This is a genomic window from Exiguobacterium sp. 17-1, assembly GCF_023096305.1.
GTDB lineage: Bacteria > Bacillota > Bacilli > Exiguobacteriales > Exiguobacteriaceae > Exiguobacterium_A > Exiguobacterium_A sibiricum_A.
On the sequence record NZ_JALIGJ010000001.1, the window covers coordinates 72,035 to 85,974 of the forward strand.

12 protein-coding genes and 3 riboswitches are annotated in these 13,940 nt (G+C 50.2%); of the genes, 9 read left to right on the top strand and 3 right to left on the bottom strand.

Annotated features, from left to right (window positions below; all coding sequences use genetic code 11):
• Positions 1 to 27: 27 nt before the first annotated feature.
• The gene (locus MUN34_RS00410) at positions 28 to 786 is read right to left on the bottom strand and encodes an alpha/beta hydrolase (RefSeq protein WP_247856569.1); all 759 of its coding nucleotides are present in this window, start codon (positions 784 to 786) and stop codon (positions 28 to 30) included.
• Positions 787 to 848: 62 nt separating this feature from the next.
• Positions 849 to 952: riboswitch (SAM riboswitch) on the bottom strand.
• A gap of 248 nt (positions 953 to 1,200) precedes the next feature.
• Positions 1,201 to 1,304: riboswitch (SAM riboswitch) on the top strand.
• Between the two features lie 86 nt (positions 1,305 to 1,390).
• Between MUN34_RS00410 and MUN34_RS00415 the strand changes: the two genes are divergently transcribed.
• The 9 genes from MUN34_RS00415 (at position 1,391) to MUN34_RS00455 (ending at position 11,692) form a co-directional block, all read left to right on the top strand.
• Positions 1,391 to 2,422 (top strand): methionine ABC transporter ATP-binding protein, encoded by a 1,032-nt coding sequence (locus MUN34_RS00415; protein ID WP_026827315.1) that lies wholly within the window; start codon positions 1,391 to 1,393, stop codon positions 2,420 to 2,422.
• Entirely contained in the window at positions 2,412 to 3,062 is a 651-nt protein-coding gene (locus MUN34_RS00420; protein WP_026827316.1) for a methionine ABC transporter permease, read from the top strand. Before MUN34_RS00415 ends, MUN34_RS00420 begins: the two co-directional genes overlap by 11 nt.
• A gap of 34 nt (positions 3,063 to 3,096) precedes the next feature.
• Positions 3,097 to 3,918: a MetQ/NlpA family ABC transporter substrate-binding protein gene (locus MUN34_RS00425; RefSeq protein ID WP_034770134.1), complete on the top strand. Its 822-nt coding sequence runs from the start codon at positions 3,097 to 3,099 to the stop codon at positions 3,916 to 3,918.
• A 27-nt stretch (positions 3,919 to 3,945) separates the two neighbouring features.
• Positions 3,946 to 5,157, top strand: coding sequence for a M20 family metallopeptidase (locus MUN34_RS00430; RefSeq protein WP_247856570.1), 1,212 nt, complete (start codon positions 3,946 to 3,948; stop codon positions 5,155 to 5,157).
• 159 nt (positions 5,158 to 5,316) lie between these two features.
• Positions 5,317 to 5,460: riboswitch (FMN riboswitch) on the top strand.
• Positions 5,461 to 5,617: 157 nt separating this feature from the next.
• Entirely contained in the window at positions 5,618 to 6,664 is a 1,047-nt protein-coding gene (gene ribD, locus MUN34_RS00435; protein ID WP_247856571.1) for a bifunctional diaminohydroxyphosphoribosylaminopyrimidine deaminase/5-amino-6-(5-phosphoribosylamino)uracil reductase RibD, read from the top strand.
• Complete coding sequence (locus MUN34_RS00440) at positions 6,649 to 7,275, top strand: riboflavin synthase (RefSeq protein WP_247856572.1); 627 nt, start codon at positions 6,649 to 6,651, stop codon at positions 7,273 to 7,275. Before ribD ends, MUN34_RS00440 begins: the two co-directional genes overlap by 16 nt.
• Entirely contained in the window at positions 7,275 to 8,459 is a 1,185-nt protein-coding gene (gene ribB, locus MUN34_RS00445; RefSeq protein WP_247857026.1) for a 3,4-dihydroxy-2-butanone-4-phosphate synthase, read from the top strand. The genes MUN34_RS00440 and ribB overlap by 1 nt, the downstream gene beginning before the upstream one ends.
• Before the next feature lies 1 nt (position 8,460).
• The gene (ribH, locus tag MUN34_RS00450; RefSeq protein WP_012371577.1) at positions 8,461 to 8,919 is read left to right on the top strand and encodes a 6,7-dimethyl-8-ribityllumazine synthase; all 459 of its coding nucleotides are present in this window, start codon (positions 8,461 to 8,463) and stop codon (positions 8,917 to 8,919) included.
• Between the two features lie 130 nt (positions 8,920 to 9,049).
• A complete protein-coding gene (locus tag MUN34_RS00455; RefSeq protein WP_026827322.1) occupies positions 9,050 to 11,692 on the top strand; it encodes a putative bifunctional diguanylate cyclase/phosphodiesterase in 2,643 nt (880 codons plus the stop codon).
• A 47-nt stretch (positions 11,693 to 11,739) separates the two neighbouring features.
• Here the strand turns inward: MUN34_RS00455 and MUN34_RS00460 are convergent, their stop codons facing one another.
• Together MUN34_RS00460 and MUN34_RS00465 are read right to left on the bottom strand one after the other, a co-directional pair.
• Positions 11,740 to 12,393 (bottom strand): DUF4352 domain-containing protein, encoded by a 654-nt coding sequence (locus tag MUN34_RS00460; RefSeq protein WP_026827323.1) that lies wholly within the window; start codon positions 12,391 to 12,393, stop codon positions 11,740 to 11,742.
• Between the two features lie 11 nt (positions 12,394 to 12,404).
• A complete protein-coding gene (locus MUN34_RS00465; protein ID WP_247856573.1) occupies positions 12,405 to 13,763 on the bottom strand; it encodes an alkaline phosphatase in 1,359 nt (452 codons plus the stop codon).
• Positions 13,764 to 13,940 lie beyond the last annotated feature (177 nt).

Below are 13,940 nucleotides of genomic sequence, written 5' to 3' on the forward strand. Positions count from 1 at the left end.
CCAAAGAATCGTTCGCTTTTTTTTATATCAACCGGTCCGTGTCAACTGGCTGAACTGCTCGACGAATCGTAAGGTTTCCCGAACAATTGTCTTTTGATCATAATCGAGTGTCGCAACATGGTACGAGTCAAGCAGACAATAACTGCGTTTATCCGCTGTGCCAATCGTCCGGTACAAATAATCCGAACAGGTTGGCGGGACGACGTGATCCTCGGCAGAATATAAAATAAGTGTCGGAATTTGAATCGTTGCTAAGTGTGGTCGCGTCTCATCGATGAGTCGCAACAGTTCTGAAGCGCAGACGGCGGGGACAAGATCATAGATGATTTCAAAAGCCGATTGTTTGATATCAGGGACACTTTCCGGAAGATAGACCGGACAATCGGTGAACGACAAGGCTTCGTAAGCAGGGACAGCCAAGGCGGCGTTGATGGTGATGATTCCTGCGACCGGGAGACCTTCAGCGGCGAGCGACAGGGCAAGTGTCGCGCCCATCGATTGTCCGACGATGAAGATTGATTCACACCGTGCGGCCAATTGTTCGAAGCCGTCACGTAAGCTCTGTTTCCAGTCGTCTGCCATCGTCGTTTCGAATTCCCGTACATCCGTCCCGTGACCGTGCAGGCGAGGCGCATAGACGGAGAAGCCATGTTCTGCGAACTGTTCTCCTACAGCCCGAACACTTTGCGGTGTTGCGTTAAAACCATGACAGAGCAAAATGCCGACGGATCCGCGTCCTAAGGAAAAGGCTTCTGCACCCGGTATAACAGGATAAACCATACTCATCATCTCGTCCTCCATTTCAAAAATAAAAACCCGTTTGGCTTTGGACGCAAACGAGTTTCTCGTGTGTATCATCCAAAGCAGCCGCTTTGCTGGTCGGAGCACCTTGCATAGTAGCAGGTTGCCGTGGAGTCCTAGAGCCAGGTCTCTCGTCCACTCTTGATATATCGTATAGGAATTGTCGGATTAATCATTGAGAAGATAATAGCATTGACGGAAATGAATTGTCAAACTCTCTTTAATGGCATCAAAATTTATGCAAGAATCCGGTTTGTCCCGGTACAACAATCGATATGGGTCATATGGTTTATTTTTGAAAATATGGTTGACCTTTAAAAGATCTTTCTGTAGTGTAAAAATTAGTTTTACGACATAAGTTCAACCGGCAACAACACACATACGAATTTCATACCGCAACACTTATCCAGAGAGGTGGAGGGACTGGCCCTACGAAACCTCGGCAACAGACTCATTATGAGCACTGTGCCAATTCCATCAGACAATTGTCTGAGAGATGAGTCGAGTGGATTCTGCCATTGTGCGGATCCAGGTCTCTTCTTGTTTCTTAAGAAGAGACCTTTTTTGTATTTTGAAGGGGGAAAAAGTGGTGATTACATTCAAAAATGTAAAAAAAATCTATGAAACAAATGACCAATCGATCGCTGCGTTGAACGGAGTGGATCTCGAAATCCGAAAAGGCGAAATCTTTGGTGTCATCGGTTTCAGCGGAGCCGGGAAAAGTTCCTTATTACGATGCGTCAACCTGCTCGAACGGCCGACATCCGGCAGCGTGACGGTCGATGGACAAGATTTGACAACCCTCTCGGCGAAGCAGCTGCGGGAGGCAAAACAACATATCGGAATGATCTTTCAGCATTTCAACCTGCTGGATTCGAATACAGTGTTTGCGAATGTCGCAAAACCGCTTGTCTTAAAAGGTGTCAAAAAAGAGGAAGTCAACCGGCGGGTCAGCGAACTACTGGACTTCGTCGATTTGGCAGATAAGGCCGATCATTATCCGGATCAGTTATCGGGCGGACAGAAACAACGGGTCGGAATCGCCCGGGCACTCGCGACCCAGCCGTCGGTCCTGTTGTGTGACGAGGCGACATCCGCCCTCGATCCCCAGACGACGCAACACATATTACGCCTGTTGAAACAGATTAATCAGGAATACGGCATCACGATTTTACTGATTACCCATGAGATGGGTGTCATCCGTGAGATTTGTGACCGTGTCGCCGTCATCGAAGCCGGTCAGCTGATTGAATCGGGTACCGTGTTCGATGTCTTCTCGAATCCACAGACGGCAACGGCAAAAAACTTCGTCCGCTCCGTCATGCAGGATGAAATTCCGGCATCGGTTCAAACCGTCATCGATCAACGGGATGCCGGACATCACATCTACAAAATCAACTTCCTCGGGGCAGGGACGGGGCAACCGCTCTTATCGCAAGTCGCGAAACGGTTTGATGTCGATCTCAACATCCTGCACGGTAGCATCACGGAACTGCAAAACATTCCGTTCGGCAGTCTGCTCGTTGAACTGATCGGCGACGCGACGGAAATCAAACGGGCATTGCATTACATTCATCAGTCGGATGTCGTCGTCGAGGAGGTGCTCGCGGATGTTAGTTAATTACACAGATATTTGGAATGCATTCCTGCAGACGTTGACGATGGTCGGACTGTCGTTACTTTTCTCGACATTAATCGGTTTACCGCTCGGCATTCTGCTCGTCGTCACACGTAAAGGGGCGTTGCTTGAACAAATTCCTTTCTTCAATGTCTTAAGCGGCATCGTCAACATCTTCCGGTCCGTCCCGTTCATTATCCTGCTCGTCGCGATCATTCCGCTGACACGCTTGATTGTCGGATCGTCGATCGGGACGCAGGCAGCCATCGTTCCGCTTGTTTTTTACGCGGCACCGTACATCGCCCGATTGATCGAAAGTTCATTACTGGAAGTCGATACCGGTGTCTTGGAGGCGGCAGAAGCGATGGGGGCGACACCGTTGCAGACAATTTTCCGCTTCCTGTTGCCGGAAGCCCTCAGCTCGCTGGTTCTGAACTTGACGATTGCGACGATCGGCTTAATCGGTGCATCGGCGATGGCCGGAGCGATCGGTGGTGGCGGACTGGGTGACTTAGCGATCACCTACGGCTACCAACGGTTTGATACGACCGTCATGATCATCACGGTCGGGATACTCGTGATTCTTGTTCAAGGGTTACAGACGACAGGTAATCTGTTGGCACGGAAAATTCGGAGACATTAAAAAAAACATAGAGCAGATAAGGGAGAGATGGATGATGAAAAAAGGTTTAGCGATTGGTGCAGCATTAACGACGGTATTATTTGCGGGATGTGCCGCTTCCGGAGAAGAAGATCAAAAAACGGTCAAGCTTGGCGTCAGCGGTTCTGATACACAAGTTTGGGAATATGTCGCGAAAAAAGCGAAGAAAGAGGGGATTACGATTGAGCTCGTTAAGTTCTCCGACTACGTCCAGCCGAACCTGGCCCTGGCAGAAGGTGAGATTGATGCGAACTCTTTCCAGACCGTGTCTTACTTCAACGCTTTCAAAAAGGAACATAAGTTAAAGCTGTCGCCAATCGCGACGACAGTGATTGCACCGATGGGGATTTATTCGGATAAGGTCAAGGACGTCAAAGACATTCCGGTCGGTGGGAAGATTGCCGTCCCGAACGAGGCGACCAATATGGGCCGGGCACTGCTGCTGTTGCAGGAAGCAGGCTTGATCAAGCTACCGGACGACTTTGATGGCAATGGATCCGTCGATAAGATCGTCGAGAATCCGAAAAAACTGAAGATTGTCCCGGTTGTCGCCGGACAGACACCACGCGTCCTACCGGATGTATCGGCTTCGATCATCAATAACGGAATCGCCGTCGATGCAGGCTTCAACCCGATCAAGGATTCGATTCTTCATGAAAACGAGACGGCGAAGCCGTACATCAACATCATCGCAACCCGGACGGAAGATAAGGATAAAAAAACATTGAAGAAAATCGCTTCACTCTACCAGCAGGACGATGTCGCGGCCTTCATCAAAAAAGAGTACAAAGGCAGCACGATTCCGACGTTCGTCCCGCTCAGTGACATCGGGGAATAACTAAAAATCCAAAGGAGCGTGACCAAAATGACCATTCAGACGATACGGGAAAACTTGATTCAAACGATTGAACAGGACATTGAACAAAAACGTGAGTCTTATCTCGAGACGAGCCACCGGATTCATGCGACACCTGAAATTGGCAACGAAGAATATTTTGCGTCACGTCATCATGCCGAACGCCTGACGGCAGAAGGGTTCACGGTTGAGCTCGGTGTCGCGGGACACGATACAGCCTTCCTTGCCCGAAAGATCTCGGACAAACCGGGGGCGACCATCGCATTTCTCGCTGAATATGACGCGTTACCCGGAATCGGTCACGCGTGCGGGCACAATATCATCGGGACGACGAGTGTCGCAGCGGCGATTGCCGTCAGTAAAGTCCTTGATGAAGTCGGTGGCAGTGTCGTCGTCCTCGGGACACCGGCGGAAGAAGGCGGACCAAACGGCAGTGCGAAAGGAAGTTTCGTCAAGCACGATTTGCTGGCGGGGATTGATGCTGCCTTAATGGTGCATCCGTCCGGACAAACGCGGATCACCGGTTCTTCACTTGCCGTCGACCCGCTCGATTTTGCCTTTACCGGTAAACCGGCCCATGCGGCGGCTTCACCGGAAGAAGGGATCAATGCCCTGGATGCGGTCATTCAGTTATTTAACGGGATCAATGCATTACGGCAACAGTTGCCGAGTGATATCCGGATTCACGGTATCATTACCGACGGCGGAGATGCTCCGAACATCATTCCGGAGTACGCGAAAGCCCGCTTCTTCATCCGGGCGACGACACGCGAACGGCTGAATGCGGTGACAGCGAAAGTCAAAGCTGTTGCTGAAGGAGCAGCCCTTGCGACCGGGGCAACGCTTGAGGTCATCGCCTTCCAAAATGAGGTCGACAACCTGCTGTTCAACCGGACGTTTGACGAGATTTTCCGGGAAGAAGCGACGGCACTTGGGGAAGACGTCAAGACGGATGAACGACCCGGACTCGGCTCGACGGACGCCGGCAATATCAGCCAAGTCCTGCCGACCATTCATCCGTACATCAAGATTGGAGCGGACGATTTGGTCGCTCACACGGAAAGTTTTCGGGAGGCGGCGAAATCGGAACAAGGCGACGAAACACTGATTACAGGAGCCAAGATCCTAGCCCGGACTGCGTTACGTCTGCTGACGGATGACTCGTTGTTAGGTACAGTCAAACAAGAGTTCCATGACCGGAAAAACGGTTATTTGACCTAACAGCAAAAGACGTAAGTGTGTGTTTTCCCGACCGGATATCATCAAGACAACTGGTCGGGCAAAACCATACTTTTTTTCTTAATCCGAGAAAAAGAAAATAAATTCTTTTTTTGTATTTTAAAATTACCTGTGCTAATCTTGACCTGTACAACTGAATAACCAGTTCTTCGGGGTAGGGTGAAAATCCCAACCGGCGGTGATGCGATGTTAAATCGACGAGCCCGCGACCCATAGTGTACGCACTATGGCTGACTTGGTGTGACTCCAAGGCCGACGGTAAAGTCCGGATGGGAGAAGAACGAAAAAATGTGCTTGAAACCATTTTCTGAAAAAATCTGTTCAGAAAAAGGTCTATTTCTGTACGCTTTTAAACAGAAAAACAAGACGTTTCTTTCGTGACCCTTCAATCATGACGCCCTGCAAATGCAGCGGCGTCTTTTCTTTTGAAAGGAGCGAAAACATGAATAATAGAATGCATCAGGCGATGCAATTGGCACGGATGTTAGACGGACAAACAAGTCCGAATCCGAGTGTCGGTTGTGTCATTACGAAACATGGAAAAGTGATCGGCTTCGGTGCGCACCGGTTTGCGGGTGGTCCGCACGCGGAAGTCGAAGCGTTGAAAATGGCAGGAGAGGCGGCGCGCGGTGCCGATCTCTACGTCACGCTTGAACCGTGTAATCATCACGGAAAGACACCGCCGTGTACGGAGGCGATTTTAGCCGCCGGCATCAAGCGGGTGTTCGTCGCAACGGAAGATCGGCATGCGATCGTCGCCGGACAAGGTATTACATGTCTGCGTGAAGCCGGACTGACGGTCGAAGTCGGATTACTGGAGGACGAAGCGGTTCGTTTTTATACACCGTTTTGGCAAAGTCTCGAGCGGAAACGACCGATTGTCACCGTCAAAGTCGCCCAAAGTTTAAACGGTATCGTGACGACAGGTGAGCAACGCTTTATTACGTCAGTTGCAGCCCGGGCGGCAGGACGTGAGTTGCGGGCCACACATGACGCCATCTTAGTCGGGAGTGAAACGATCTTAGTCGATGATCCCGCATTGACGTTACGCACGGAAGCCGGACCTGAACCGATTCGAATCGTTGTCGATCGCCGCGGACGGTTGACGGAAACAGCCCAAGTCTTTCGGGACGGCTTGAATCCGACATACTGGCTGACGGAACAACCGCGTGTCTCGGTTCAATCGAATGTCACGGTTCTCGTCGGCACGTATACGACACCGAATCAGATTTTAGACATATTGTACGACCAAGGCATCCGCAGTCTGTTGATTGAAGGAGGACCCACGATTCAGTCGGCGTTTTTAGAAGCAGACCTTGTCGATCATCTTGACATCTATCAAGCCCCGTCGGTCTTACAAGGGACGACCGGATTGACGAGCACAATCGAGATTGAAGACCGGTTTGATTTAACCAACGTCGCGCAAATCGGACAGGATGTGCATCTGCGCTATACACGGAAAGGAGGCGGCTCATGTTCACAGGATTGATTGAAGAAGTCGGGACGATCAAACGAAAAGTTCCGCGTCCGAACGGTTTAGCACTCGAAATTGAGGCGCGGCATGTGCTTGAGGGGACGAAAATCGGTGACAGTATCGCCGTCGACGGCATCTGTTTGACGGTCACGGCGATGACTTCGACGGCTTTTACGGCAGATGCCGTTCATGAAACGATTCGGGCGACGTCTCTTCAGACGTTGCGGGTCGGAACACCAATCCAACTGGAGCGGGCGATGCCGGCGAACGGACGATTCGGCGGTCATTTCGTCAGCGGACATATCGACGGAACAGCACGATTCTTAAGCCGTCGACCGGATGGTGAAGCGATGGAATACCGCTTTGAGACCGGTGACTGGAGCAAATACTGTATTCCGAAAGGGTCAATCGCGATCAACGGAACGAGCTTGACGATTCAACACGTGGAGGCAAACAGTTTGACCATCTCGTTGATTCCGCACTCCCGGCAGGTGACGACATTCGACCGGCTGCAAAGCGGAGCGCTCGTTAATATCGAATGTGATTTAATGGCGAAACATTTGTATCACTTTACGCAACAGGAACAAAAAACGGATTGGTCGGCATTTTTAGGAGGCGGAGCATGATGAACGGATTTGATCTTGTAGAAGAAGCACTTGAAGAATTAAAACACGGACGTCCGATCATCGTCTGTGACGATGAAAGCCGGGAAAACGAAGGAGACCTGATTCTCCTCGCGGAACATGCAACACCGGAACAAATCAACTTCATGATCACATACGGGAAAGGACTCGTCTGTGTTCCGGTCAGCCCGCAACTCGCAGCCCGGCTCGAGTTGAACCCGATGACGGATCACAATACCGATCCGCACGGAACGGCGTTTACGATCAGCATCGATCACGAAGAAGCAAAGACCGGCATCAGTGCCGCGGAACGCGCGTTGACGATTCAACGGATGCTGACGGATGGGGCAAAACAATTTAAGCGTCCCGGTCACATCTTTCCCCTAATCGCCAAAGAGGGCGGTGTCCGTGAACGGCGCGGTCATACGGAAGCCGGAGTAGATTTGGCACGGCTTGCCGGAAGTGCCGAAGCTGCCGTCATTTGTGAAATCATCTTAGAAGACGGGACGATGGCGCGTGTAGACGACTTGTTGACGTATAAAGAAGTCCACGGACTGAAGATGATCACGATTGACGCGCTCGTCACGTATCTCGAACGCCCCGTCCGGCGGGAAGCGGACGTTTTGCTTCCGGCAGCACACGGTGCGTTTCGGATGCTCGGTTATACGACGCCTGATCAAAAAGAACACGTCACCGTCTTATCGGGAGAACCGGAAGACGGGATGCTCGTCCGGCTGCATTCGGAATGTCTGACGGGAGATGTCTTCGGATCAAAACGCTGTGATTGCGGTCCGCAACTTGACGCGGCACTGGCACGTATCGGACATGAAGGCGGAGCTGTTCTCTACCTGCGGCAAGAGGGGCGGGGAATCGGCTTGATGGCGAAACTGAAAGCTTATGAGTTACAGGAACAGGGACTCGATACGGTTGAAGCGAATCACGCACTCGGGTATGCGACAGACTTACGCGATTACACCGTTGCGGCTGCGATGTTGCACGATTTAGGTGTCACGAAAATTCGGCTGATGACGAACAATCCGGAAAAACAACAGGCACTGGAACAACACGGCATCACCGTGCTTGAGCGTGTCCCGCTTGAGATTGCACCGGTCCCGGAAAACAAGCAGTATCTGCAGACCAAACAAACGAAACTCGGGCATCTGCTCGACATCCAAGGAGGACAATAACATGGTATTCGAAGGATTTTTAACAGGTGAAGGACTACGCGTCGCAATCGTCGCAGCACGGTTTAATGAATTGATCACATCAAAATTAGTTGGAGGCGCAAACGATGCGTTCCGTCGACACGGTGTCGCGGCGGATGCTGTCGATACGGCATGGGTGCCGGGAGCGTTTGAGATTCCGCTCGTCGCAGAGAAGCTCGCGAAAAGCGGAAACTATGATGCTGTCATCACACTCGGTGCCGTCATCCGCGGCGCGACATCCCACTACGATTATGTTTGTAACGAAGTCGCGAAAGGGGTCGCAGGTGCGTCACGTGAAACGGGAGTTCCGATTATCTTTGGTGTCCTGACAACGGATTCGATCGAACAGGCTGTCGAACGGGCAGGAACGAAAGCGGGCAACAAAGGATATGAAGCGGCGGTTTCAGCGATTGAGATGGCGAATCTGTTACGGACCATTTAATGAAGGAAAACGTAAGGCTTGAGACCTGTTTCTGATGGAAGCAGGTTTCTTTTTTGTCTCCCGCGCAGGACTTTGAATGCTCTATCCCTAATGGAAGGAGAAGGACTTTTTCATGAAGGAGGAAAGGTACATGATCAGTCTTAAAAAATCGTATTATCTGCCGGGTATCTTAATTTTCATTACGATGTACTACCTGTGGATTATTCTTTTGGAGGACCGACCGGCGCTTTTGGCTTGGGGAAGCAATCTGTTCTCGATCATCGGCTGTTTGCTGGCAACGATTCTTCTGTTGCAGGCGCACCGGACGTTCCGTCAACAAGAAGGGCGGTTTTTTCTGTATTTGGCGTTCGGGACGGGGAGTTATCTGATTGCCGAATTGGTTTGGATGTCCTATGAAAATATTTTGCGTATGGATGTCCCCTTTCCAGGCGTGTCGGATGTTTTTTACATCTTACAATCGGTTTGTTTTTTAGCCGCTTTTTTACATTTGATTCGCCGGCACGTCACGAAAAACCGGCTGATCAGTTTTATCTTCGATATTGCCATCGTCATGACGGTCGCCGTCACCTACAGCTGGTTTTTCTTGATTCGTCCCCTGTTCGATACACCGTTTGCGTCACGTGGTGAGGTGATTTTAGCGTTTGCTTATCCGATGTGTGACATCGTGCTTCTGTTTTGTATGATCAGCATTTATTATCTGTTTGAGAAAAAAGAGTGGCGCGAACGGATCCGTTTGTTCCAATTCTTGTTTTTAGGACTTTTACTGCAGGTTATTGCTGACACGATGTTTGTCTATATGACGACCGTCAGTGGCAATGAGGCGGTTCGCTTGATCGATCCGTTATTCATCCTCGGATTATTAATGGTCGGTGTAGCGGGGCATGTCAGCAAATCAGTAAGTGCGAACGAGCCGAGTGACAGACAGCAACGGAGTACGGTGCAACTCGGGAAACTGTTTTTGCCGTATTTGCTCGTCATCGTCCTGTTTTCAACGATGGCCCTGTACGCACGGCGTGACGAAGCCTTGAACGGGTTGATGATTGGCTGCGCGATTACGATTCTGTTGATTTTAATTCGGCAAATTTTGATGATTTTGAGTAATCACGAATTAATAGAAGAAATTCATCATAAGGCAGACGAACTTGAAGAGAGTGAAGAGCGGTATAAGTCATTGTTTACGTATCATCCGGATGCCGTCTACTCGCTGGATCTGAAAGGGCGCATCAAAAGTGCCAATCCGTCCTTTGAAAAACTGACGGAGCAAAGTGCGGACCAGCTGGTCGGCAAATCCTATCAACAGCTGATGGAACAACAAGCAGCGGCTGATGAGGAGATGACGGCGCATCAATTTGAAACGACATTTCGCAAATCGGGCGGGACGGATGTTTTGCTGAACGTAACAAACATTCCGATTCGTGTCCGGGACCGGTTTGTTGGCATCTATGGAATCGGTCAGGATATTACGCGGGTGCGGGAAAATGAATTGAAAATTCGCCGTCTTGCTTATTACGATCATTTGACCGGAGCGATCAACCGAACGTACTTTGAAGAAGTGCTTCATCATTTGGTAGAAGTGGAACAGGACGATGAAACGATCATCTTGTGCTTCATCGATTTGGATGACTTCAAACTCGTTAATGACTCGTTTGGCCACCACGTCGGAGATCAGTTATTGATTCAAGTCGCAAGCCGCTTACAAGAGGTGACAGAGCCGGACGATCTGGTTGCGCGTCAAGGTGGGGATGAATTTACGGTCATTTTGCGTCATGTCGCATCGGAAACGGACGGACGGATCCGGACGACCCGACTGCTCGAACGGTTACGCATGACCTATACGATTGATGAGATTGAACTGATTTCGAACCCAAGTATCGGAGCCGTCGGTTATCAGCGGACAACCGACAAGCCGATCGTGACGTTGTTGAAACAAGCCGATTTAGCGATGTATCAGGCCAAATCAAGCGGCGGGAAATCGATTATCTTCTTTGAAGATATTGCGGAGAAGGCGTCGTACCGATTGCGGCTCGAATCCGAATTGCCGGTTGCGATCGATACGAATCAACTGGTTTTGTATTATCAACCGCAAGTCGATACGGTAACGTACCGGATGGTCGGTGTCGAAGGGTTGATCCGCTGGAATCATCCGGAACTCGGTATGATTGCCCCAAACGATTTCATTCCGATGGCAGAAGAGGCCGGGATGATCATTCGTTTAGGCGAATGGGTGTTACGCGAAGGATTTTTACAGGCGAAGCAGTGGGAAGATGCCGGCTTGACCTTGAAGGTCGGACTGAACGTCTCGATGCAACAGTTCCACCATCCGACGTTTGTCCTGACACTTGTTCGACTTGTCGAAGAGACACAGGTCGATCCGACCAGAATTGATCTTGAAATCACGGAAGTCTCGGCCGTGGAAGATATTGAGGAAACGGTCGAAACGATGAATCGCCTGAAGGAACTTGGATTCACGATTTCAATTGACGACTTCGGCACCGGCTATTCTTCCTTGTCCCGACTGGCTGATTTTCCGATTGATACGCTAAAGATTCCACGCGAGTTCGTCGAAAAAATCCAGCCGGCAACAACGGGCTACTCGATGATCTCTTCGATCATCCACTTGGCGAAATCGCTTGAGCTCGAAGTCATCGCGGAAGGAGTCGAGACGCTGGAACAGGTCAATGTCCTCAATCGGTTGGAATGTTCACGGATGCAGGGGTATTATTTCGGTCGTCCGATGCCGCACGAACAGATTCCGGCGTTGTATCAAAAATAGGCAATCCCTTCCGTATCATGCGGAAAGGATTGCCTGTTTTTTTGTTCTCACTTGAGTGTTGTTGAGACCGAAACGCCTTTTTCGAGGACGTCGCGTTTCCCGTTCAGGACGTCACTGGTCAATAATTCAACGGACTCGAGCGGTTGTTCGATGATGAAGCCAAAATTACCGGTCCGTGTCTCGGACGGCGCGTATGTCGTCGCGAGTGACTCGAGGTAGACATCGTCCCCGATCGTCTTCTCAGTCTTAGCGTCGAGTTTAAAATGGGCAACAGGGTTAAAGGTGACCGGTTCGTCACCTGTATTCGTGATTGTCACACGCGTCTTGACGAGGTCGAAGGATTCGTCATGGGTGAAGCCGTGGAAAAAGTCAATCATCCCGTAACTGGGACGGGCATGGAACACCTTCATTTCTTCAATCTTCATCGTGATTGGTCCGATGGTTCGTGTCACATCAGGACGGACGATTTGTTTTAATGTCAGTTCACCTTTATCGTCGGATACCGATTGGTTGACGGTCGTCAGTTTACGGTCATCTGGTAATTGCGGGTTCGGGACATACGTGGCAGACTTCTCGATCGATACCGGTGTCTCCTGTTTCGGGACCGATTTCTCTGACGACTTTTCTTGTATGGTGTCTGGCGCATTGCCGCAACCCGAAAGAATCGTCCCGAGCATCAAGGCAGCAAGTATCTGTTTCATGTAAAGTCTCCTTATTTCTTCGATTTCAACAGATCGAAGATGATTTTGGCGTGATCTGTATTATCGACTTGACCGGCGAATCGTTCTTTCGCTGGACCAAAGGCATAGACGGGGACATCTTCCCCGGTGTGTCCACCTGTCGTCCAGCCTGTGTGTGAGCGCTGATTGAAGATATCTTCAATCGCATTATCGACGTCGAGTACTTTCTTCGACTCCGCGGCACGTGAAACGGACTGGATTTCGTCTTCCGTCAAGGCGAGTCGATTTTGGTCGATGTACGTCGTCAAGGTTTTCCGGACATCTGCGCCTTCAATGATTTTTGCCGCCATGAAGTCCGGCGTCTTTTTCGCAGCCTTGATCGGCTCGGCGAACCAGTTGTAGATGCCGTCTGCTCCGATCGAATAACCGCCGGTTGAATGATCGGCTGTTGCGACGACGAGTGTGTGTTTATCTTTTTTGGCAAAAGCGATTGCTGCTTTGAAGGCACGTTCGAAGTCTTCCATCTCGCTCATGGCACCGACGATGTCATTATCATGACCCGCCCAGTCGATTTGGCTTCCTTCGACCATCAGGAAGAAACCTTTTTTGTTCGAATCAAGACGTTTGATGGCCGAGTTCGTCATCTGTTCGAGAGATGGAACGGTATTCTCGCGGTCGATTCGTTTTGGCAGTCCGCCGTCCGCGAACAGACCAAGAACCTGCTTGTTCTTATCTGCCTGCAATTGATCAAGATCCGTGACGTAGCTGTAACCGTCTTTCTTAAACGATTTCGTCAAATCGACATCCGGGCGGACAAAGTTCGATTTCCCGCCGCCGAGGAGGACGTCAATCTTGTGTTTGCCATTGACCCGCTCCTTGAAATAATCGTCGGCGATGGCGTTCATGTTCTTGCGGTTCTCATCATGCGCACCGAACGAGGCCGGCGTCGCATGCGTGATTTCGGATGTCGCGACGAGTCCTGTCGATTTTCCGCGTTGCTTCGCCGCTTCGAGAACAGTTTTGACTTCTGATTTGTCGTTATCGACCGCAATCGCTGCATTATATGTTTTGACACCGGACGACATTGCCGTCGCGGCAGACGCCGAGTCGGTGATGTTCTGCTCCGGGTCTTCCGGATAAGTCATCTGTTGACCGACAAGATATTTATCGAATGCTGTTTTCTCAGCGATTGGCGTCGTTGGATCGTTTTTGAGATAACGATGGGCAGAGGTATACGAGACACCCATCCCGTCTCCAATCAAAAAGATGACGTTTCGGATTTCCGGGGATTTGGATGATTTTGTTTTTGCCTCGGCGTCATCTGTCGAGATCATCGTGCTAAGGGATAATGTCGATAATGCCACAATCGGGATGATTCGTTTCAACTTCATGGATGGTTCCTCCTTCAGGAAAATGAGTACGGTTCAGATCTACAGGACTAACTCTAGCTTTGGACTGTAAAACGAACGTTTGACCGGTGTAAAGTTTTGTTAAGAATCAAAGTTTAAAATTTACGTTGGACAGATGGACGTTAAGTTTGATGAGTAAAAAAGAGTCAGAACGGTAAT